Origin of the sequence: Kitasatospora sp. NPDC018058, assembly GCF_044327205.1 — a bacterium.
Lineage (GTDB): Bacteria > Actinomycetota > Actinomycetes > Streptomycetales > Streptomycetaceae > Kitasatospora.
The window spans coordinates 244,401-263,004 of sequence record NZ_JBIRFA010000009.1; the positions used below are offsets into that span (position 1 = coordinate 244,401).

Below are 18,604 nucleotides of genomic sequence, written 5' to 3' on the forward strand. Positions count from 1 at the left end.
TGGTGGGCGGAGCCTGGGAGGGAGGGGGCCCGGTTCGGCGGGAAGGCTCGGGTTCCGGTTTCCGGGGGCGGGCAGGAGCGGGCATGGGTGAGACGGATGTGCTGGTGGTCGGGGCGGGGCCGGTGGGGCTGACGGCTGCGGCGGAGCTGTGCCGGCGGGGCGTCGCGTGCCGGATCGTCGATCGGCTGGCCGCGCCGCAGCCGTACGCCAAGGCGGTGGGCATCCAGCCGCGCACGCTGGAGGTGTGGGACGCGATGGGGCTGCTGCCGCGGGTCTTGGACGAGGCCGTGCCGTTGCGGGGGGAACTGGTGTACGTGAACGGGGAGGCCGGACCGCGGATCGAGCTGGCGCTGCCGGCGGAGGTGCCGTACGGGTTCGCCGCGCTGCCGCAGTACGCGACGGAGCGGTTGCTGGCGGAGCATCTGGCGGGCTTCGGGGCGGTGGTCGAGCGGGGTTGCGAGCTGGTGGGGCTGGAGGAGGGCGGCGGTGCTGTCCGGGTTTCGCTCACGACGCCGGACGGCGGGGAGGAGGTGTCGGCGCGGTACGTCGTCGGGTGCGACGGTGCGCACAGTCGGGTGCGGCGGGCGGTCGGGATCGGGTTCGAGGGGGACGCGTTTCCCGAGCAGTACATGCTGGGTGACGTCGAGGTCGACTGGGACCTGCCGGAGGGATACGTCGTGGGTTCCACGCGGGACGGCGGCGACGTGTTGGTGTGCGTTCCACTGCCGGGCCGGCGGCGGTACCGGATGTCGATGCTGGTGCCCTCGGAGTCGTCGTCCGTGGCGTTCTCCGAGTCGTCGTCCGAGGCGGCCGGGAGGGTGGCGCACGGGCTGGAGGAGGGGTGGGCGCCCTCCTTGGGGCACATCCAGGCGGTGCTCGACCGGCTCGCGCCGCAACCGACCACCGCTCGTGAGCTGCGCTGGTCGTCGGCCCTCCGGATCAGTCACCGGCTGGCGGACCGCTACCGCGAGGGGCGGGTCCTCCTCGCCGGCGACGCCGCCCACATCCACCCGCCCATGGGCGCCCAGGGGATGAACACCGGGGTGCAGGACGCGTACAACCTGGGGTGGAAGCTGGCTCTGGCGGTGCGGGGCCTGGCCGCGGACGGGCTGCTCGACAGCTACCACGCGGAGCGTCATCCGGTGGGCGAGGAGCTGGTCGGGCGTACGGTGCGGTATGCCCGGGCCGGTTTCGGCGGGGCGGGCGAGGACCCGGGGACGATGCTGCGGCGTGAGGCGCAGCTGCTGGTGAACTACCGGGGCGGGCAGCTGGCGGAGCCGGGGAGCGGTCCGGCGTCCGTCGCCGAGCCCGCCCCTGGCTCCGCTCCTGTTCCGGGGGACCGGGCGCCGGACTGCGCGGGCTTGGTACGACCGTTGGTGTCGTACCCGGTCCGGCTGTTCGACCTGCTGCGCGGCCCGAACCACACGTTGTTGCTGTACGCGGGGACGGGCACGGCGGCGCGGAGTCTGCACACGTGTGCGGAGGTGGCGCGTTCGGCGGCGTACGGCCTGCTGGACGTCTATGCGGTGCTCGCCCCGGAGGTCGAGCGTTTGTTGGGTCTGCTGATCCCGTGGGTCCGGGACACGGACGGGGCCTTTCGGGAGGCGTACGGGGCGGCGGTGGAGGGCGAGGTCTTCGTGATCCGTCCGGACGGGTACCTGGGCGCCCGGCTTCCGGTCGACGATCCGGCGCGGCTGGTCGCTCACCTGCGCCGCACGTTCACGGCTTCCTGAGGGCGGGCCGGTCAGCGGTGGCGGGCCGGTCAGCGGTTGAGGGGGGCGAGCAGGGTGGTGAGGGTGGTGAGGTCGTCGGCGGGCCACTGGGCGAAGACCTCGCCCGCGACCTGGCGGGCGGTGGTCAGCATCTCGGTGAGGCGTTCGCGGCCGGTGGCCGTCAGGGCGGCGTAGGCGACGCGGGCGTCGCGTGGGGCGGGCTCGCGGGTGACCAGGCCGATGCGCTCCAGCGGGGCCAGGCCGCGGGTGACTCCGGAGGCGGTGAGGCCGAGCGCCTCGGCGAGGTCGACCCGGCGCATCCGGCCACCGGGGGCTTCGCTGAGGCGCAGCAGCATCGTGAAGTCGGAGAGGCTGACGCCGTGCAGGCCGCTGAGGCCGGCGTCGAAGCGTTTGACGACGGACGCTTGGGCGCGGACCAGGCGCAGGGCGGTTTCCAGCGGGTCGGGCGTTGTGGGCGCTGTCATTGCCACCTCCTTGACTGCTCAAGTATATGCCCGTGCGGAGCCGTGAAGGAGGTGGCGGAGGGGGAGGGGCTCTGGTCAGCGGGCGGCGTTGGCGGCGCGGCGCTGACGCTTGCCGAGCGGGGCCTGGGAGAGGTCCTCGGCCTGGGAGCGGAGGTTCTTGAAGCCGTAGCCGCGGCTCGTCAGCCAGATCTGCGCCGCCTGCTCGGCCCGCTCGGTGGCCTCCAGGATGTCCTCCTCGGCCTCGCCTTCGTCGAGGAAGCGGAAGGTGAAGGCGGCGCGCGCGGAGAGGTCGTAGCTGAGGTGGCCCTCGCGGGTGAAGGCGGCGTGCAGCACGTCGTGTTCGGGCGCGGCTGCGAGGAGTTCGGCGCGCTGCTCGTCGGTGAGGCCGTCGAAGACGCCGCGCACCATGATGCGGAAGGTTCGGGTAGTCATCCCCCGACGATAGGCAGGAAGGGCGGTGGGCCGCCAATGCGATTCGGTGGGGCCCTGCCGCCGGGCGGTTCTGTACGGTCCCGAGGCCGGGCCGGTTTTGTACGGCCCCGCCGTCGGGCCGGGCGGCGGGGCCCCGGGGTTGTCAGCGGGCGAAGGGCCCGAAGACCGTGAAGGCGAGCCGAAGGGCAGGGGCCGAGGTGTCGTCGGTGGTGCCGACGGAGTAGACCAGGCGCTTGCTCAGGTCCGGGGTGGTGAAGAAGCCGCCGGAGTAGCCGAGGTCGTGACCGGTCTTGCCCCAGACCACCGTGCCGTCCTGCAACGGGATGGCCATCAGGCCGGCGCTGTAGCAGGCCTTGCCCTTGTCCGGCCCGAACTGGCAGCTCCCGGCGTCGCGGTAGGGCACCGGCTGCGCTGCGGCGTCGCGTGGCAGGGTGAGCAGGTCGTGCAGCTGCTGCGGGGGCAGGAGCTCGCCGTCCAGCAGGGCGCGCAGGAAGCGGTCCAGGTCGGCGGGGGTGGAGACCATCGACTCGGAGTTGCCGCCCTGCTCGGAGACGTCGGTCGGGATGTCGGCGTTATTCGCGAAGTAGCCGGCGAGGTGGGGTTCTGGCATGGCGGGCCGGCCCTCGGTGACCTCGGTGTGGCGCAGGTGGAGGGGCTTGAGGATGCGGGTGGTCACCTCCTGCTTGATCGAGTGGCCGGTCACCTGCTCGATGATCCGGCCCGCCAGGCGGTAGTTGAAGTTGTTGTACTGCTGCTCGGTGCCCGGGTCGAAGACCGGGCCGGCGGGCGGCTTGCCCTTCGGGTGAAGGGTGCGCTGGACGACCTGGTCGAGGGTCTCGATGTCGAAGCGCAGGGCGATCAGAGCGTCGTGGTCATGGTCCTTGACGTCCGGGCCCTCGACGGCCTGCGGCAATCCGCTGGTGTGGTCGAGGAGTTGGCGGACGGTGATCGGCTTGAAGTCCTTCGGTAGGGTGCCGGGCAGGTACTGCTGGACGGTGCCGTCCAGGTCGATCCGTTGCTCGGCGGCGAGTTGGAGCAGGACGGCGGCGACGAAGGTCTTGTTGATGCTGCCGATCCGGAAGGCGGCGTTCGGCGCGACCGGCTGCCCGCTCACCGGATCCCCGGCGGTGCCGCGCCAGGTTCGCCCGTCGACCGTCACCCGGGCGACCACGCCGGCGGCCGGGTCTCCTGGTCGGGTGGCTATCGCGGCGCCTAACGCGGCTCGGTCGGGGCTGTCCGTCGGGGTCCGGCCCTCGGCCAGGGCGGGCGTGGGGACGGCGGCGAGGAGCAGTCCGGCGAGGGCGAGGGCGCTGCGCTTGGTGATGGCCATGTGGTCTCCGATGTCGGCGGGGCGGGCAGCAGGGGGCACAATGCTCTGCCATGGAGAACACGCGTGTGACACCCGATCAGTTGCCCGTTGCCCGCGAGATCCTGCTGGACGAGCCGGTGTCGCCGGTGAAACCGACCTCGCGGGTCGAGGTGCGCAGGATCACCATGCCGCCGCGGTTCGCCGCCGGGTGGCACGTGCACAACGGGCCGGTGGTGGGCAGTGTGGTGGCGGGGACGGTCCACTTCCAGGTCGAGGGCGGGGAGGAGACCGTATTGGAGCCCGGTGAGGTGTTCCACGAGCCGGCCGGTGTGCCGGTGCGCTTCGATGCCGGGGCGGAGGGGGCGACCTTCCTGGCGTACTTCCTGCTGGCGGACGGCGAGCAGCCGGAGATCGCCCTGGTGGGCGGCGCATCGGTCGGGTGAGTTCGGATGGGTGGTGGGCTGATGTGTGAGGACCATGGTTCTCCTCGTCGGTTCCGGGCCGGTGGCCCGCTTCTGCTCGCGTCTGTGGGCTGGTTGTGCAGCGTGCCGACGCTGGTGGCGGATGAGGATGTACGGGCGGTGGTGAGCCGCTGTCAGGACAGCCCCGGTGCGGCGGTCTATGTGCTGCCGCTGGCCTGGACGGGCCTGCTGCTGGGAGTTGCCGCGGTTTGCTGGGGAGGCCGGCAGCTCGTCACCGCTGCGCGGAGGAAGGCCTTGCGGGTTGGTCTGGCGCACGCAGCGCTCTGCGCGGTGCTGCCGGTCGCGGCCGTTGCTGCGCCGCTCCAGTACGCGCTGGCGCAGACGGCCGCCCATGACACCGGGTACCAGCACAACAGGTGCTTCGGGCAGGGTCAGGCGGTGACGCTGTCGACGGAGTGGACGGTGTAGCCGCCGCGGGTGACGGGGGCGAAGGGGGCCAGGGCCATGCAGGTGCCGACGACGGGCTGGTAGAGGTGGCCGTCCTTGTCCACGTCCGCGTTGCCCACGCCCCAGGAGAAGCCCAGGCGGTCCTTGCCGTGGCCGTGGGCGTCGTAGATGCTCAGGCCTATGCGATCGCCGACCGTCATGCCGTTCGACTTGGTGATCACGGCGGTCAGGGTGGCGACGGGCCCGCCGGTGGCGAGGCAGTCGACCGTGGCGTCGGCCTCGCGGAAGTCGCCGGAGGCCGTGCGGTGGGAGAAGTGGACGGTGCCCCGGGCGTCGGTGGGGAGACCGTTGGGGAGGCCGGGCAGCGGGTGGCTATGGGGGGCGCCCTCGGCGTCGATGGTGAACCAGATCTCGTCGTCGGGCACGATGCCGTAGAGGATCCGGGCGGAGCCGGTGACCCGGGCCGGCCCGGAGGCGTCGCCGGAGTCCTTCGCGACGGCCGGGGCAGGGGCGGTGAGCGCCGCGAGGGCGAGCCCCGCGAGGGCGGCCGCCGTGGTGCGGGCGGCGCGGGTACGGGCGGTACGGGAGGTACGGGAGGTGCGGAACATGGGTGGAGACTCCCTTCTCCGGCGGCCTCGGTGGCCGCCGTCTCGGTGACTCCAAGACTGGTCGCTGACACCCTCTCCGCACATGTGCCGATCGGCATAAAGCGATCACCGAGTTTGCGGGGAGGCCCTGCCGATCGGCAGGGCCAGCGCGGGAGTTCGGGCCCCGGTTGCACCCGGCGCGGCAGCCGGGTGCAGACCGCCCCCCGTGGGGCGACGGACCTGGGGATCCTGGCGGCCCAGGACTTCGGCGGGGAGCCGGTCGGTGCCGGTTGAGCGGCGATATCGGCCCGTTGAAGGCCTGGGTGTCAGCCGATCTCGACGGTTCGGGCGCCTGGGATATGAAGGTGCGGCTGGGTGAAGGATCGGTGTAGGGTCCGCCGGTGACTGATGATCATGGGGGAGATGTGGAGGCCGTTTTCCGCATGGAGGCAGCCTCCGGCGCGGCGAACGACGCCGCCGAGAGCACGGCCGCCGAGGACACGGCCGCCGAGCCCGGCACCGGCGGCCGCGAGCCGCGGGTGGGGCTGCAGCTGGCGGCGGCGGTCGTGCTGGTGGGGGCCGTGTTCGCCGGGCTCTGGGTGGTGGCCGGGAACGGCGGGGACAGCACGTCGAGCGACGGGCCGGCGAAGTGCAGTCCGGCGCGGGAGACGGACTCGCCGAAGTACCCCGCGCTGTGCGCCGCGCTCAACCGCCCCGACCTGCCGGTGCTCGCGGGTGTGCCGAAGGAGCGGGTGCTGATCGCCCAGCCCGGGATGTCGGCGGCCCTCGGGCCGGGCCTGACGAAGGACAACTACGGCGCCGCGGAGGTGCAGTTCAGCGATATGTACGTCCAGGTCGCCGACAACCGGGACGTCGAGGTGGACGACTTCGCCAGGCCCGGCGACCCGACGGTCACGCGCACGCCCGTGCTCGGTCACAAGGCGCTGCTCTACCGGTCGCCCACGATGTCGTTCTCGTTCTCCCTCGGCGGTGGGAAGTCCACGACGGGCACCGGCTCCGACGCCCACTCCCTCGCCGTCGCGAAGAACCCGGACGGGACCGGCGGCACCTTCGAGATCAGCATCTGGCGCAAGGATTCCGCGCCGATCGACGACGCCGCCCTCTACCGGGTGGCCGAGGCGGTGCTGCCGGGCCTGCAGGGCTGGGTGGGTGTCCAGGCCGGCTGAGCGGCGATGACGGGGGGACAGGGGCGGACATGCTGGTGACGCTGACCGGCGGCGCCGGGGCGGGCAAGACGACGTTGGCCGGCGCGCTGGCGGTAGTCGCCGGCCCTGGCCCGGTGCGGGTGCTGCACGGGGACGACTACTACTTCGCCGAGCCGGGCTGCGGGCGCGGCGTGTGGGCGCCGGACGAGGGCGGGGCGCCGAGGCTGGACATGGGGGATCCCCGGTCGGTGGACGAGGGGCGGCTCGCCGTGGACGTCGACGCCGCGCTCGGGGAGGCCCGGGTCGTGATCGTGGACGGGCTGTTCGCCCGCAGGGTCGCCCCGCAGCGGCCCTGCCGCCGGTTCGACGTGTTCGTCGACCTCGCGGCGGACCTCCGGCTGGTGCGCAAGATCGAGCGCAAGTGCGTCGCGGGCGGCTTCCCGCTGGAGGTGCTGCTGCGGAACTACGTCGGGCAGCGGCGGGCCGCCCACGAGCGCCACGTCGAGCCGCTGCGGCGGGAGTGCGACCTGGTGGTCGACGGTGCGCTGGCTCCGGAGGTGCTGGCCGGGCTGGTGTGGTCGGCGGCTGCCGAGAAGGCCGAGCGCGGCCGCGATTCGTAACGGTCGTGCCGGTCAGAACCTCCCATGTGCAGGGGAGAGCGGGGTTTTCCCTGCTCTTTGTTTAGGATCTTGTCCTGCTCTGCGACGATCCGATGATCGTCGCCCTATCGCGGTGGGCGACGCGTCGCAGGGGAGAGACCGGCATGGCCCAGGGGCCCGAGGACAGTGTCGTCCGGGCGCGGACGAAGTGGCGAGCCAGGTTCGCCATGAGCAAGGAGACCTGGATGGTGGTCTCCGGCGGAGTACTGGGGGCCATGTTCGCGAGCATGGGCCTGGCGGTGCTGTTCGGCCCGGCGAACGGTTTCGGCGGCAACAGCCTCGCGTACATGGGCGGCCTCAGCATCCTCGGGCTGATGCCCTGCGGCGCCGGCCTCGTCTGGGCGCTGATCCACCCCAAGTACGGGTTCCCGTCGATCGCGGGTGGGGCCCTGCTGGGGCTGGGGATCTTCCTCTGCTTCGCCGGGGACGGCCTGAACGACTCCTGGAAGGCCCCGCTGGACCGCCCGTCCACGGTTCGCGCGGTCGGCAGCTGGACCAGCGGGGGCCTGGTGGTGCGGGTCCGGCCCGACGAGGTGGTGGCGTACCGCAGCGCGGGCGGGTCGGTCGCATGGCAGTGGACGCCGCCGGGCGAGGACTCGGTGTGCACGATGAGCCGGGGGATCGGACCGGGCGGCATCGGCCTGATCGGGCACTCGCCGCACGGCAAGCCGTGCGCGGCGGTGACGGCACTGGGCATCGCGGACGGCAAGGAGGGCTGGACCGCCACGGTGGACGCGCCCGGCCGGGACGGCGACTCCGCCGATGCGGGCCTGGTCGCGGTGGCCGGGACGCAGGCCGTGCTGCAGGGCACGGACGGCTGGCGGGCCGTGCGGCTGACGGACGGCCGGGAGCAGTGGCGCAGCGCGCCCGACGCCGGGTGCACGCCGCTGGAGGTCTCCGGTGGGGAGCTGGACGTGGTGACGGTCGCGCAGTGCGGCAACGCGGCGCCGGTCCTGCGGGCGCTGGCGCCCGGGGACGGGCGGGAGCAGTCGCGGGTCGTGCTGCCGGCGGAGGGCGGGCTGAAGAACCTCATGGTGGTGTCGGCCGAGCCGCTCACGGTGTGGGTCGATGCCCAGGCCGAGCGCGGCACCCACGCGGTGCTCAGCTACGACCGGTCCGGGAAGCAGCGCGCCTCGATACCGGTCTCGGGAGACGAGTACGACCTGGACGTGATGCTCGGTGGGGTGCACGCCTTCGACGAGTTCACCGCCCGGCCGCTGCTCGGTGGGGTGGTGGTCGGCGACCTGTTCATCGTGCCGGGCGAGAAGCCGGGCGACGTGAGCATCAGCGGTGGCAGCCACCCGAGCCGCACGGCCACCGGACGGCTGGTCGCGTACTCCCTGGCGGACGGCACCAAGCAGTGGACGGCGGGCCTGGACGACCAGGTGACGGGCGTCCTGGTGGACGGCGCCTCGGTGTGGGCGATGACCCGCGACAAGCTGACCCGGGTCGACGCGGCGACCGGCCGCCAGAGCCGTGAGCTGGACGTCAACGGCACGGCCTCGCTGTACCCGGTGGACCTGTCGGTCGCGGGGCCGGAGCGGTTCACGGTGGTGGCGGAGGACGGGACACGGGACGAGCCGCCGGTGCGGGGCATGAGCTGACCCAGCGAGGAGCCGGCCCTGCCCGCGAGCCGCGGGCAGGGCCGGAGAGCTGGTCAGGCGGTGAAGCGGGGGTCGCGGGCTTCGATGGCCTGGACGAAGGCGGTCCACTCGGCCTGGTTGAAGGCGAGGTGGGGGCGGTCGGGGTTCTTGTCGTCGCCGAGCCACACATCGCCGTTGTCGAAGCGAGCGATGATCACGCAGTCGCCGTTACCGTCCCCGGAGAAGGGAGACTTGGCCCATTCGGCGTCGGTGGGATTGTGGTCGTACGGGTCGTGCTTCTGGCTCACGTCAGCTCTTCCAACCTACGTTCAAGGGCGGCGATGGTGTCCTCCGGACTCAGCGAGCACCGCTGGACGCGGGCTATGGCCCGCTCGGTCCGCCGTACGTCTCGGCCGGTTCTACGCGGGAGCATACCGCCGACAGCTTCGATGAAGGCGAAGCCATTTTCTGGGTCATCGGGGAACCGCATAAGGGTGACTCCGGATGACAGGATGCCAGGCCGACCGGCACTCAACGGCACCATTCGCAGGGTCACGTTGGGGTACTGGGCGACCTTTATAGCATGATGGATTTGCCCAGCCAGTACCCCTTGGTCGCCTGCCACGAGTAGTGCGACCTCGCCGAAGTAAGCCTCGAATGTGAGTCGTGGCTCCTGAGTCAGCCGCCGCTGTCGGAGGACGCGGACTTCTGCGCCTGCCTCGACGCGTTCCTCATTCGGCGAGTCGAGGCCCGCTGCGATCATCTCCTTTGCGTAGGCCTCAGTCTGAACCAAGCCGGGGAACGCGGACGGGAAGTAGTTCCGTATCTCCGAGGCATCGGCTTCGAGAGCCAAGTACTCCGCGAACGCCGGAGTGATTGCTTCGGCGTAGTCCAGGTCTCGCCACCACTGCTGTGGTGGGCCAGTCGCAAGAAGAGACTCGAAGTCCTCTCGTTCTGGACCAGTGATCCCGGCGTGTTCGAGCAGCGTGGTCAGATCGGCGGCGGTGATCGGCTGTAGGCCTCGTTCGATTCGGCTGAGGCGACCGGCGCTCCACCCCTTCAGGCTGGCCGTCATCCCGCTGAGCGTCCTGTTGTTCTCCAGTCGCCAGGCGCGCAGCTCCTCCCCAAGACGGATCTGCCTGATCGCGGACAGGTCCTTGCTCAAGTGGCGCCCCTCCCTCCGGGTGTTGGACGACCAGTCTCGCCAGACTCCGGGCCTCGACTCAAGTTCAGATCAAGATCAATTAATTTCTTCCGGCATTGCTGTTGCGTTTTCGATTTCCACTCATCCACACTCAACGTGACGACACGGACACGCAGCTGACGTCGTGTCGAAGCGAAGGGGCACCCATGTCCGCGTTGAGCGCACCCGTTCTCCACACCTCCGAGCTCGTCCTCACCGACCACGCCGCCTCGGTCCGTACCGCCCGCCGGTACGTCCGGGACCAGCTGTCGGCCTGGGGCTTTACCGGTGACAAGGCCGACGACCTTGTCCTCATCACCTCCGAGCTCGTCACCAACGCCGTCGTCCACGCATGCCAGGGCCACGGCGAAGTCCGGCTCTACCTCCAGGAGTTCGGCGGCGACTGCCGCCTCGAAGTGTGGGACCCGCGCTTCGACCTCCCCCTTCAGGACCGCAAGCCCCGTCGCTTCCGCGAAGGCGGCCGGGGCGTCGAACTCGTCCGCGAACTCGCGCTCGACTTCGGCGTCATCACCCGCCGGGGCTCGGGTAAGCGCGTGTGGGTCCGCATCCTGCTCAACTGAGCGCCACAGAACGCAAATTCAGCAACAGACGAAGGGAGCCATCACTTATGCACCCCGCCGCGATCGCCTTCCGCAACCCCGCCGCCCTCCACGCCCGCTGCGACTACGGCCGCGTCCGCCGCCTCTACTTCGAGCCGGACTACGAGACCTGTGCCGTCGTCCCGGACTCCGCCACCTGGGAGCCCCTCCCCAGCGGCTACGCCGAGCGCTTCGCCCCCGGCTACTTCACCCCCGGCGCCGGTCTCGTGGAGCTCTTCAGGCTCCCCGATACCGTCACCGACCGTGACACCCTCGCGGCCATGGTCGGCACCCTCGGCGACCCGTACCCCGTCACCCTCGGCGACAGCGACGACCCGCCGGGCGAGCCGACCACCCACGTCCTCCCCGAGTCCGGCAAGCGTCCCGGCCTCCACGTCGACAACCACCAGAACCTCCCCTACGGCGAGCGCAGAAAGGCCCGGCGGCGACTCTGCGTGAACCTCGGCCCCGGCCCCCGCTACCTCCTCGTCGCCGACACCGACATCCTCTCCATCTGCCGCTGCGTCCGGGACCGGTACGAGGACCACCACCCGTCCACCGACGACCTGCGCATGTACCTCGCCCTCCACTGCCCGCTCCGCCTCCTGCGCCTGCGCATCGACCCCGGCGAGGGCTGGCTCGCCCCCACCTCCTTCCTCCCGTACGACGAGTCCACCGAGGGCCTGGACCTGCCTTCCGGTACGTCCTCCTGGCTCGGGCACTGGGAGCCGTACCTCTTCGACCCGCTGATCTGACCGTTCCAATCGCTTGTGTCAGGCTGGTGGGGGAGCACCGCCGAGGCCGGGAGGCTCGTGATGGCCGAGATCAGGGTGAACGGGGTGTCGCTGCACTACGAGGCCCTTGGCCAGGGCCCTGGAGTGGTGCTGGTGCACGGGTCGTGGAGCGACGGGGACTCCTGGGCGCGGGTGATGCCGGGCCTGGCCGAGTTCACCACCGTGATCGCGTACGACCGCCGGGGCCACAGCCGCAGCGAGGACCTGCTCACTCAGGGTTCGGTGCACGAGGACGCGGCCGACCTCGCCGGGCTGATTCAGGGGCTCGGCCTCGCGCCCGCCTTCGTCTGCGGGGACTCCTACGGCGCGCTGGTCACGCTCCGTCTGGCCGCCGCCCAGCCCGACCTGCTGCGCGGCATCGCCGTGCACGAGCCGCCGGGCAGCGGCATCCTGCTCGCGGATCCGGACCTGCGCCCGATCGGCACCGCGTTCGCCGACCGGATCGCCGCCGTCCGGGAGCTGCTGGAGCAGGCCGAATCCGCTGCGGCCGCCGAACTGTACGTGGACAGCCTGACCTTCGGCCCGGGTGCCTGGGAGCAGCTGCCGGCGCCGGTGCGGCACACCTACATCCGCAACGCGCCGACCTATCTGGACGAGCTACGGGACCCGGACGCGCTCGACCTCGACCTCGCCGGCCTGGCCCGGTTCACCGACCCCGCGCTGCTCACGCAGAGCGATGACAGTGCGCCGATGTTCGGCGAGGTGCTGGACCTGATCGACCTCACCCTGCCGAAGGTGGAACGGCACGTTTACGCGGGCGCCGGTCACGCTCCGCATCTGTCGCAGCCGGAGGAATGGGTGCGGGTGGTGCTCCCGCGCGCGTTGGCGTGAAGCAAGCCTGAGGGGCGCGAAAACCGGGGCACACGCCGGTGCATGCGCCTGCCGCTGTGCCACCCCTATCGGGCCGCCACCAGCTCCTCCCCGCGCGGCGTCCGCCGGTACAGCACCTCCCGCCCGCTGCGCACCCGGCTGACCAGGCCGGAGCGGTGCAGCACCCCCAGGTGGTACGAGACCGTCCCCGCGCTCAGGTAGTGCCGGGCAGCCAGGGATGCGGTCGTCGCCGGATCGATCAGCGCGGCCAGCAGATCCGCCCGGGTCGGCCCGAGCAGCTGCGCCAGCGCGGGCGTGGGTGTCTGCGGGGCGGCCGCCGGCGGCGCGATCGGGTACATCAGGGTTGGCGCCCGGTGGCAGCCGTCGACCGGATCCAGGATGACGTGGATCCTGCGGCTGACCAACGTCGGCATCAGCAGCACCATTCGGGCCGGCAGGTTCACCTCGAAACGGCTCTCCAGCTGGATCAGCCCATCCGCCCAGGAGAGCTGCGGCGCAAGAGAGTTGAACAGAGCTCCGGAACCGTGTCGAGCGAGGAAACGGCCCCGCTGGTCGATCTCGGCGTCCAGCACCGCCCGGGCGTCCGGCCAGTACGGCGCGAGCGCCGCCTCCCAGTAGCGGCCCAGCTCGTCCGCGATCCGCTCGACGAAGTAGCGCGGGCCGCGCTCCAGGGTGCACAGCACCACATCCGAGATCTGGCGGCCGATCAGATTGGCTTGGGAAAGCCCGCGTTGGACGGTCTCCAGCTCCGCCAGCACTCGCTCGGGGTCGGTGCGGCGGACGGCCTCCAGCTGCTCCGCGACCGTCGGGTCCGGCCCGGAGGGGTGGGGGGAGAGGAAATCGGGGATGTAGCCGCCGTCCTGTTCCAGGGCCAGCCCCGCCAGCAGCTCCAGCTTCTCCCGGCGCAGCACCCGGCGGGTGCGTCCGACCCAGGCATACGGCCCGGTGCGGGAGTTGAGCGAGGAGGCCATCAGGGTGTTGACCGCTTCGTGCAGCGGTGAGACCGCGAAGCGGGTGCGGGCGAGCCCGGCCGAGTCGATCGTGAGCCGGATCACGGCGTCCTTCCCCCTGTCGGCCTCTTGGACTGTCGGACTGTCAGGCCGTCGACCTGACCGGGCTTATTCGGCTTTCGGCACCCGACGTTTCGACGCTGGTCGAATCCTGGCACGAATGCTCGCGTTCGAAGCCCCCCGGGCCCAAGCTGGCTCCGTGACCGCGTCAGCACGGACGCGGCGCGACCGGAAGGACGAACATGACGAGCACGCGCGGCCGCATCGCCGCCCTGTTGGGCGCCGTCGCGGTGGTCGCCGGCACCACCGTGGCCACCCCCGCCGTCGCGGCGCCGGCCGAACCGGCCCGGCACGGCGGCGGGATCGCCGGGCAGGCACCCTGCCAGGGCGCGCCCGAATTCACCTGCGGGACCATCACCGTGCCGCTCGACCACGGCGGCGCCGTCCCCGGCACCCTCCAGCTCGACGTGGCGATGACCGGGAACACCGACGCCCCCAAGGGCGACCTGCTGTTCCTCACCGGCGGCCCCGGTCAGCCCGGCGTGCCGCTGATCCGGCGGATCGCGAGCAAGATCGCACCCGTCCTCAAGGACTACCGCCTGGTCATGTTCGACCAGCGCGGCACCGGCGAGCGGGCGCTGCGGTGCCCCGGGCTGCAGGAGGACATGGGCTCCTCCGACCTCACCCCGCCCCGCAAGCAGTCCATCACCGACTGCGGGGCCGCCCTCGGCCCGAACGCCCGCTTCTACAGCACCGCGGACACCGTCGGCGACATGGACCTGCTGCGCCAGTCCCTCGGCGACCACCGCCTCACCATCGACGGCGTCTCCTACGGGACCTTCGTCGCCGAGCGGTACGCGCTCGCCCACCCGGCGCACGTGGAGCGGCTGGTGCTCGACTCGGTGGTGCCGCAGGGCGGCTACGACCCGATGGACCTGGTCGCGCTGCCCGCCACCGCCCGGGTGCTGCGCTCCGCCTGCCAGGCCACCGGCTGCACCACCGACCCGGCCGCCGACCTCGCGACCACCGTGCAGAAGTACGGCAACGGGCCGCAGATCCTGGACGCGCTCACCAGTTACGAGTTCGCCGACCCCAACTACGGCGGGGTGCCGGAGGCCCTGCACGAGGCTGCAGGCGGGCACCCGGAGAAGCTCCAGGCCTTCATCGACGAGGTGCACAAGAACGATGCCGCGCCGGCCGAGGCGCTCAGCCAGGGCCTGCACGCCGCCACCCTGTGCGCCGACGGGCGCTACCCGTGGGGCAGCTCGGACACCCCGGTCGAGGGCCGGGCGGCGGCGCTGGAGGAGACCAGGCAGGACCTGACCGCCGAGGAGACCTGGCCGTACGACCCGGCGACCGCGACCGGGCTGGGCAGCCTGCTGGTCTGCCTGGACTGGCCGCGCGAGCAGGTGCCGCCGCTGCCGCCGGCGCACCGCAAGTTGCCCAACGTGCCGGTGCTGCTGCTCGGTGGTGACCGGGACCTCTCCACCCCGTACGAGTGGCTGTATCAGCAGGCGGAGCTGGCGCATGACCCGGAGGTCGTGATCGTCCCGGGGGCGGCGCACTCGGTGCAGACCCGGGCGGCCAACCCGGTCGGGCGGCAGGCGGTCTACGACTTCCTGCTCAAGTAACGGTCGGCGGCGGGCCGTTCCGCACAGGGGACGGAACGGCCGGTCGCCGCCTCAGGGTTCCCGCCTCAGAGTTCGGCCGCACCCCAGCCGTCGTCCGGCAGGGTGGGGTCCGGCTCGGGGCAGTCCACGTGGTCGTAGCTCCACAGTAGGGCCTTGTGCAGCACCCACTCCTCCAGCGGGGGTTCGTCGTAGGCCTCGCGATCGGTGAGGACCAGCGTCACGCGGACCTCCTCGGCCGGCGAGAACTCCAGGTTCCGCTGGTTGGGGAGGTTCTCGTACGTCACCGTCTGCCAGGCGCAGCCGGCCGCGGTCAGTGCCGCGGTCAGGGCCGTCTCGCCGATCCGGGTGTCCAGCGTCACCGACTCGCCGCCCGGCAGCGGGAGTTCGAGTTCGCCGTGCCAGATCGGTAGGGACAGCGAGCGGAGCTGCCGGCAGCGGCAGACCACCGTCTGCACGTCGCCCCAGCCGAAGTGATGCGGCCAGCGGGTGTCCCGATGAATCCGGCCGCCGTCCCACGGTTCGCCGTAGCGGGCGGCGAGTTCGGGCAGCGAGGCGCCGCAGTACAGGTCGCCGAGGGTGCCGGTGGCAGCGAGCCCGGTGAGCCGGGTCAGGAAGTCCGTCACCCCAGGCACCCGCGGACCGCCTCGATCAGCCGGTTGGCGCGGGCGTCGCCGTGGCCGATCATCCGGTTGGCGACGTACGCGAAGCCGACGCCGAACTCGTCGTCGCCGAAGGCGAACTGGCCGCCGGAGCCGTCGTTGCCGAAGCTGCGCGGGCCGAGCAGCCGGCGGAAGGCCGGGGAGTCGAGCAGCAGGCCGGAGCCCCAGCGGGCGCCCATGTCGAAGCCCAGGAAGCCCTGGCCGGAAGAGAGTTCGCACACCGCGTCGGTCACGGTATCCGGCGAGAGCAGCCGCTCGCCGCCGTCCAGGCCGGTGACCGCGGCCGCGTACAGGCCGGCCAGTCCGGTGGCGGAGGCGACGGCACCCGCGCCGGGCAGCTCGATCGCGTGCAGGGACGGGTCGTTCCAGCCGTGCGGCACGTCCAGGCCGGGGAAGACCAGGGCGCCGTTCATGGTCACGATCCGGGTGAGCAGGTGCTCCGGGCCGGGCATCGGGCGGCGGCCTTCGGCCTCCACCAGCCGGGCCAGGCGGGGGAGTTCGCTCTCCGGCAGGCCGATCCAGAGCGGCAGGCCGAGCGGCTCGGCGAGCTCCTTGCGCAGGAACGCGCCCGGGGTCAGGCCGGTGACCCGGCGGATCACCTCGCCGACCGCGAAGCCGAGCACATGGCCGTGGTACTCATAGGTCGTCCCCGGCTCCCAGAGCGGCTCCTGCTCCTCGATCGCGCGGATCACCGGCTCCCAGGCGGCGATCTCCTCGAAGGAGAGCACCGCGTCCAGCGCCGGGAGGCCGGCCCGGTGGCCGAGGATCATCCGGGTGGTGATGTCCCGCTTGCCGTGGCGCGCGAACTCGGGCCAGTAGCGGGCGATCGGGGCGTCCAGGTCGAGCCGGCCCTGCTGGGCGAGGAGCAGGGCGCTGATGCTCACCGGGCCCTTGGCGCAGGAGAACACCGGCACCAGGGTGTCCTGTGTCCAGGCCCGGCCGGTGCGCGCGTCGGCGGTGCCGCTCCACAGCTCGACCACCTTGCGGCCGTCGACGTACACCGTGACCGCGGCGCCGAGCTCGGGGAACTCCTCGAAGTTGGCGGCGAAGACGTCCGCGACCGCGCCGTAACGCTCGTCCGCCCACCCTTGGTACTGCCGCATGGTGCGTGTCCGCCCTTCCCTGGCCAAGATCACTGACCGGACCACGGTACGGGGTCGGCGCGGCCGCGACGAGTGATTTCACCGGGCTGGGGCGAATGGGGCGGATGTGACGGCCCGGGACACCCAGCTGCCCCGGGCCCGCATCATCGGAGCCGGACGGGGCGCAAGACCTCCTCGGCGGGCCTGGCAGGTGCCGGATGTGCCTGGGCGCTGACCTGGGGGATGGCCACGAAGGAGGGGGCGGGGCTGCCGTTATGCTGTTCGGCGGTCCTCGGCCGTACGGCAGGACATCGGGGGAGGGAGTCGGGGGAGAAACATGAGTGACGGCGCCGCCGGAACAGGATTCAGCGCCTGCTTGGAGAGGCGTGGGGACGCGGGGTTGACGCAGCGGCACCACGGAGGGTGACGGTGGCCGACCACGACTTGCACCCCCTCGGTGAGAAGCCGGGCAGCCAGCGACAGCAGGTGGAGCGGCTGAAGAAGACCATCGACGAGTCCCATGGCATGTGGGGCGCGGGCGACTTGAAGTACGCCGTGCACGACGCCTTGCAGCTGTCCGCCCCCAAGGGGGACTCCGGCAAGATCGGTGACCTCGCCGCCGCGTACAACACGGCGGTCGGCCAGATCGACGCGATCCAGATGAAGGTGGCGCGGGTCGGCAGCCAGCACCTGCCCGACGCCTGGACCGGGCAGGTCGGCGAGAAGGCCGCCGAGGTGGTCAAGGCCTCCGCCGACGATCTGACGCGCTGCCGCGACGCGCTGGAGAAGGGCCGACTGCACCTCAAGACGCTGGCCACCGCGCTGAGCGAGGCGCAGACCCTGCACGGGCAGGGCGCCGCGCCGCTGAGCGAGGCGCTGGAGCTGCTGCACGACATCACCGTCAGTGGGGCGCCGGACCCGATCCACTGGGACGACGACAAGATGCACACGGCCCACGCGAAGGCGAAGGACGGCATCAAGTCGATCTACGACGCCGCGGTGAAGGCCGAGAACGCGGGCCGCGCCGCCGCCCGTGAGCTGAACGCACTGGCCAACAAGGCGCTGGCGGGCAAGTTCAAGAACAAGGGCCTGGGCGCGGAGGACAAGCTGGTCCTCGTCGACGCCACCGTGGCCGGCAAGCAGGAGTACGGCGGCATCCTGACCGAGGCCAACGCCACCCGCGCCGCCCAGATCATGGACCGGATGAGCGACGCCGACCGGGCCCGCTTCGACCAGCTGCTGGCCGGGACCAAGTCCCCTGAGGAGCGCGCCTACCTGATGAAGGCGCTGGCCGCCGGGCACGGCTACGACGAGATCAAGGCCTTCGACGACCAGATCCACGCGCACGGCGACGACCCCGCCTGGCTCGCCGAGCGGATCTCCCCGGTGCAGCTCGACGCGGTCTCCCCCGGTGATGCGCTCACGGGCTACCAGGGCGTCAAATGGGACCAGGGCAATCATGGGACCTGCGTGCCCGCTTCGACAGTGACCGCCCGGGCGATGGTCGACCCGCTGTTCGCCTTCCAGCTCACCACCGGCGGCCACCCCGGCGACCCGACGTACGACAACGGCAAGGCCGCGTACGACCGCTGGCTGAAGGAGACGGACCGCGTCCACGACAAGCGCGGTTGGTGGCACAAGTGGACCGACGGCATGCTGGACTACGAGTCCAAGGACGTCGCCAACGATGAGATCGGCGCGCACACCGGCGCCGACTACAAGAACGTGGACCTCGACAGCCGGGACCAGCGCCAGAACGTGCTGGCCGAGATCGAGCAGAAGGTCGACGAGGGCAAACCCGTGCCGATCTCCGTCAACAGCGGCCACTGGTACAAGCCCGGTAGCCACCAGATGGTGATCATCGCGCACCGCGGTGACCTGCTGGAGCTCTACAACCCGTGGGGCGGCACCAGCTGGGTCAGCGAGAGCGACTTCGTCAACAGCCAGATGCAGGGCGCGTCCGACGACAGGTTCCCTGCCGTCTCAAGCGTCCGAATGCCCAAGTGAGGCCTG

The 18,604-nt window shown here is 71.7% G+C and carries 20 protein-coding genes; 11 read left to right on the plus strand and 9 right to left on the minus strand.

Annotated features, from left to right (window positions below; translation table 11 throughout):
• Nucleotides 1–83: 83 nt before the first annotated feature.
• Nucleotides 84–1,733 (plus strand): FAD-dependent monooxygenase, encoded by a 1,650-nt coding sequence (locus tag ACH4E7_RS15670; protein WP_396249570.1) that lies wholly within the window; start codon nucleotides 84–86, stop codon nucleotides 1,731–1,733.
• A gap of 29 nt (nucleotides 1,734–1,762) precedes the next feature.
• On the opposite strand, the gene ACH4E7_RS15675 is transcribed toward ACH4E7_RS15670, so the two are convergent.
• The 3 genes from ACH4E7_RS15675 to ACH4E7_RS15685 form a co-directional block, all read right to left on the minus strand.
• Nucleotides 1,763–2,197, minus strand: coding sequence for a MarR family winged helix-turn-helix transcriptional regulator (locus ACH4E7_RS15675; RefSeq protein ID WP_396249571.1), 435 nt, complete (start codon nucleotides 2,195–2,197; stop codon nucleotides 1,763–1,765).
• A gap of 75 nt (nucleotides 2,198–2,272) precedes the next feature.
• On the minus strand, nucleotides 2,273–2,629 hold the full coding sequence (locus tag ACH4E7_RS15680; protein WP_396249572.1) for a DUF6204 family protein: 357 nt from the start codon (nucleotides 2,627–2,629) through the stop codon (nucleotides 2,273–2,275).
• Nucleotides 2,630–2,771: 142 nt separating this feature from the next.
• The gene (locus tag ACH4E7_RS15685) at nucleotides 2,772–3,959 is read right to left on the minus strand and encodes a serine hydrolase domain-containing protein (RefSeq protein WP_396249573.1); all 1,188 of its coding nucleotides are present in this window, start codon (nucleotides 3,957–3,959) and stop codon (nucleotides 2,772–2,774) included.
• Nucleotides 3,960–4,009: 50 nt separating this feature from the next.
• Between ACH4E7_RS15685 and ACH4E7_RS15690 the strand changes: the two genes are divergently transcribed.
• Nucleotides 4,010–4,381 (plus strand): cupin domain-containing protein, encoded by a 372-nt coding sequence (locus ACH4E7_RS15690; RefSeq protein ID WP_396249574.1) that lies wholly within the window; start codon nucleotides 4,010–4,012, stop codon nucleotides 4,379–4,381.
• 102 nt (nucleotides 4,382–4,483) lie between these two features.
• Nucleotides 4,484–4,828 carry a hypothetical protein gene (locus tag ACH4E7_RS15695; protein ID WP_396249575.1) on the plus strand — a complete coding sequence of 115 codons (345 nt, stop codon included), beginning with the start codon at nucleotides 4,484–4,486 and terminating at the stop codon, nucleotides 4,826–4,828.
• Here the strand turns inward: ACH4E7_RS15695 and ACH4E7_RS15700 are convergent.
• Nucleotides 4,792–5,415: a hypothetical protein gene (locus tag ACH4E7_RS15700; protein WP_396249576.1), complete on the minus strand. Its 624-nt coding sequence runs from the start codon at nucleotides 5,413–5,415 to the stop codon at nucleotides 4,792–4,794. The two genes, ACH4E7_RS15695 and ACH4E7_RS15700, sit on opposite strands and share 37 nt — an antisense overlap.
• 422 nt (nucleotides 5,416–5,837) lie before the next feature.
• On the opposite strand from ACH4E7_RS15700, the gene ACH4E7_RS15705 reads away from it, so the two are divergent.
• The 3 genes from ACH4E7_RS15705 to ACH4E7_RS15715 all read left to right on the plus strand — a co-directional run bounded on the left by ACH4E7_RS15705 (nucleotide 5,838) and on the right by ACH4E7_RS15715 (nucleotide 8,823).
• Entirely contained in the window at nucleotides 5,838–6,581 is a 744-nt protein-coding gene (locus tag ACH4E7_RS15705) for a DUF6215 domain-containing protein (protein ID WP_396249577.1), read from the plus strand.
• A gap of 29 nt (nucleotides 6,582–6,610) precedes the next feature.
• Nucleotides 6,611–7,180 carry a uridine kinase gene (locus ACH4E7_RS15710; RefSeq protein WP_396249578.1) on the plus strand — a complete coding sequence of 190 codons (570 nt, stop codon included), beginning with the start codon at nucleotides 6,611–6,613 and terminating at the stop codon, nucleotides 7,178–7,180.
• Nucleotides 7,181–7,386: 206 nt separating this feature from the next.
• Nucleotides 7,387–8,823 carry a PQQ-binding-like beta-propeller repeat protein gene (locus ACH4E7_RS15715; RefSeq protein WP_396249579.1) on the plus strand — a complete coding sequence of 479 codons (1,437 nt, stop codon included), beginning with the start codon at nucleotides 7,387–7,389 and terminating at the stop codon, nucleotides 8,821–8,823.
• A 53-nt stretch (nucleotides 8,824–8,876) separates the two neighbouring features.
• Here the strand turns inward: ACH4E7_RS15715 and ACH4E7_RS15720 are convergent, their stop codons facing one another.
• Both ACH4E7_RS15720 and ACH4E7_RS15725 read right to left on the minus strand, forming a co-directional pair.
• On the minus strand, nucleotides 8,877–9,110 hold the full coding sequence (locus tag ACH4E7_RS15720) for a DUF397 domain-containing protein (RefSeq protein ID WP_396249580.1): 234 nt from the start codon (nucleotides 9,108–9,110) through the stop codon (nucleotides 8,877–8,879).
• The gene (locus ACH4E7_RS15725; RefSeq protein WP_396249581.1) at nucleotides 9,107–9,967 is read right to left on the minus strand and encodes a helix-turn-helix domain-containing protein; all 861 of its coding nucleotides are present in this window, start codon (nucleotides 9,965–9,967) and stop codon (nucleotides 9,107–9,109) included. Before ACH4E7_RS15725 ends, ACH4E7_RS15720 begins: the two co-directional genes overlap by 4 nt.
• Before the next feature lie 185 nt (nucleotides 9,968–10,152).
• Here ACH4E7_RS15725 and ACH4E7_RS15730 point away from each other — a divergent pair, with 185 nt between their 5' ends.
• From ACH4E7_RS15730 to ACH4E7_RS15740, 3 genes are read left to right on the plus strand one after another with little or no spacing between them, the layout of a single operon-like run.
• Nucleotides 10,153–10,566 carry an ATP-binding protein gene (locus ACH4E7_RS15730; protein ID WP_396249582.1) on the plus strand — a complete coding sequence of 138 codons (414 nt, stop codon included), beginning with the start codon at nucleotides 10,153–10,155 and terminating at the stop codon, nucleotides 10,564–10,566.
• Between the two features lie 47 nt (nucleotides 10,567–10,613).
• Nucleotides 10,614–11,339 (plus strand): hypothetical protein, encoded by a 726-nt coding sequence (locus tag ACH4E7_RS15735; protein ID WP_396249583.1) that lies wholly within the window; start codon nucleotides 10,614–10,616, stop codon nucleotides 11,337–11,339.
• A gap of 60 nt (nucleotides 11,340–11,399) precedes the next feature.
• A complete protein-coding gene (locus ACH4E7_RS15740) occupies nucleotides 11,400–12,209 on the plus strand; it encodes an alpha/beta fold hydrolase (protein WP_396249584.1) in 810 nt (269 codons plus the stop codon).
• A 65-nt stretch (nucleotides 12,210–12,274) separates the two neighbouring features.
• Here ACH4E7_RS15740 and ACH4E7_RS15745 read toward each other — a convergent pair whose 3' ends face one another.
• Nucleotides 12,275–13,264 (minus strand): ArsR/SmtB family transcription factor, encoded by a 990-nt coding sequence (locus tag ACH4E7_RS15745; protein ID WP_396249585.1) that lies wholly within the window; start codon nucleotides 13,262–13,264, stop codon nucleotides 12,275–12,277.
• Between the two features lie 197 nt (nucleotides 13,265–13,461).
• Between ACH4E7_RS15745 and ACH4E7_RS15750 the strand changes: the two genes are divergently transcribed.
• Nucleotides 13,462–14,850 (plus strand): alpha/beta fold hydrolase, encoded by a 1,389-nt coding sequence (locus tag ACH4E7_RS15750; protein WP_396249587.1) that lies wholly within the window; start codon nucleotides 13,462–13,464, stop codon nucleotides 14,848–14,850.
• Between the two features lie 65 nt (nucleotides 14,851–14,915).
• On the opposite strand, the gene ACH4E7_RS15755 is transcribed toward ACH4E7_RS15750, so the two are convergent.
• Together ACH4E7_RS15755 and ACH4E7_RS15760 are read right to left on the minus strand one after the other, a co-directional pair.
• The gene (locus ACH4E7_RS15755; RefSeq protein ID WP_396249588.1) at nucleotides 14,916–15,473 is read right to left on the minus strand and encodes a hypothetical protein; all 558 of its coding nucleotides are present in this window, start codon (nucleotides 15,471–15,473) and stop codon (nucleotides 14,916–14,918) included.
• On the minus strand, nucleotides 15,470–16,612 hold the full coding sequence (locus tag ACH4E7_RS15760; RefSeq protein WP_396249589.1) for a serine hydrolase domain-containing protein: 1,143 nt from the start codon (nucleotides 16,610–16,612) through the stop codon (nucleotides 15,470–15,472). Before ACH4E7_RS15760 ends, ACH4E7_RS15755 begins: the two co-directional genes overlap by 4 nt.
• Nucleotides 16,613–17,020: 408 nt before the next feature.
• Between ACH4E7_RS15760 and ACH4E7_RS15765 the strand changes: the two genes are divergently transcribed.
• The gene (locus ACH4E7_RS15765) at nucleotides 17,021–18,598 is read left to right on the plus strand and encodes a peptidoglycan-binding protein (RefSeq protein ID WP_396249590.1); all 1,578 of its coding nucleotides are present in this window, start codon (nucleotides 17,021–17,023) and stop codon (nucleotides 18,596–18,598) included.
• Nucleotides 18,599–18,604 lie beyond the last annotated feature (6 nt).

What these genes read in the sequence shown, in the direction of transcription:
- ACH4E7_RS15670 (WP_396249570.1), top strand. Translation starts at nt 84, where the DNA reads ATGGGTGAGACGGATGTGCTGGTGGTCGGGGCGGGGCCGGTGGGGCTG.
- ACH4E7_RS15675 (WP_396249571.1), bottom strand. Translation starts at nt 2,197, where the DNA reads ATGACAGCGCCCACAACGCCCGACCCGCTGGAAACCGCCCTGCGCCTG.
- ACH4E7_RS15680 (WP_396249572.1), bottom strand. Translation starts at nt 2,629, where the DNA reads ATGACTACCCGAACCTTCCGCATCATGGTGCGCGGCGTCTTCGACGGC.
- ACH4E7_RS15685 (WP_396249573.1), bottom strand. Translation starts at nt 3,959, where the DNA reads ATGGCCATCACCAAGCGCAGCGCCCTCGCCCTCGCCGGACTGCTCCTC.
- ACH4E7_RS15690 (WP_396249574.1), top strand. Translation starts at nt 4,010, where the DNA reads ATGGAGAACACGCGTGTGACACCCGATCAGTTGCCCGTTGCCCGCGAG.
- ACH4E7_RS15700 (WP_396249576.1), bottom strand. Translation starts at nt 5,415, where the DNA reads ATGTTCCGCACCTCCCGTACCTCCCGTACCGCCCGTACCCGCGCCGCC.
- ACH4E7_RS15705 (WP_396249577.1), top strand. Translation starts at nt 5,838, where the DNA reads ATGGAGGCAGCCTCCGGCGCGGCGAACGACGCCGCCGAGAGCACGGCC.
- ACH4E7_RS15710 (WP_396249578.1), top strand. Translation starts at nt 6,611, where the DNA reads ATGCTGGTGACGCTGACCGGCGGCGCCGGGGCGGGCAAGACGACGTTG.
- ACH4E7_RS15715 (WP_396249579.1), top strand. Translation starts at nt 7,387, where the DNA reads ATGAGCAAGGAGACCTGGATGGTGGTCTCCGGCGGAGTACTGGGGGCC.
- ACH4E7_RS15730 (WP_396249582.1), top strand. Translation starts at nt 10,153, where the DNA reads ATGTCCGCGTTGAGCGCACCCGTTCTCCACACCTCCGAGCTCGTCCTC.
- ACH4E7_RS15735 (WP_396249583.1), top strand. Translation starts at nt 10,614, where the DNA reads ATGCACCCCGCCGCGATCGCCTTCCGCAACCCCGCCGCCCTCCACGCC.
- ACH4E7_RS15740 (WP_396249584.1), top strand. Translation starts at nt 11,400, where the DNA reads ATGGCCGAGATCAGGGTGAACGGGGTGTCGCTGCACTACGAGGCCCTT.
- ACH4E7_RS15750 (WP_396249587.1), top strand. Translation starts at nt 13,462, where the DNA reads ATGACGAGCACGCGCGGCCGCATCGCCGCCCTGTTGGGCGCCGTCGCG.
- ACH4E7_RS15760 (WP_396249589.1), bottom strand. Translation starts at nt 16,612, where the DNA reads ATGCGGCAGTACCAAGGGTGGGCGGACGAGCGTTACGGCGCGGTCGCG.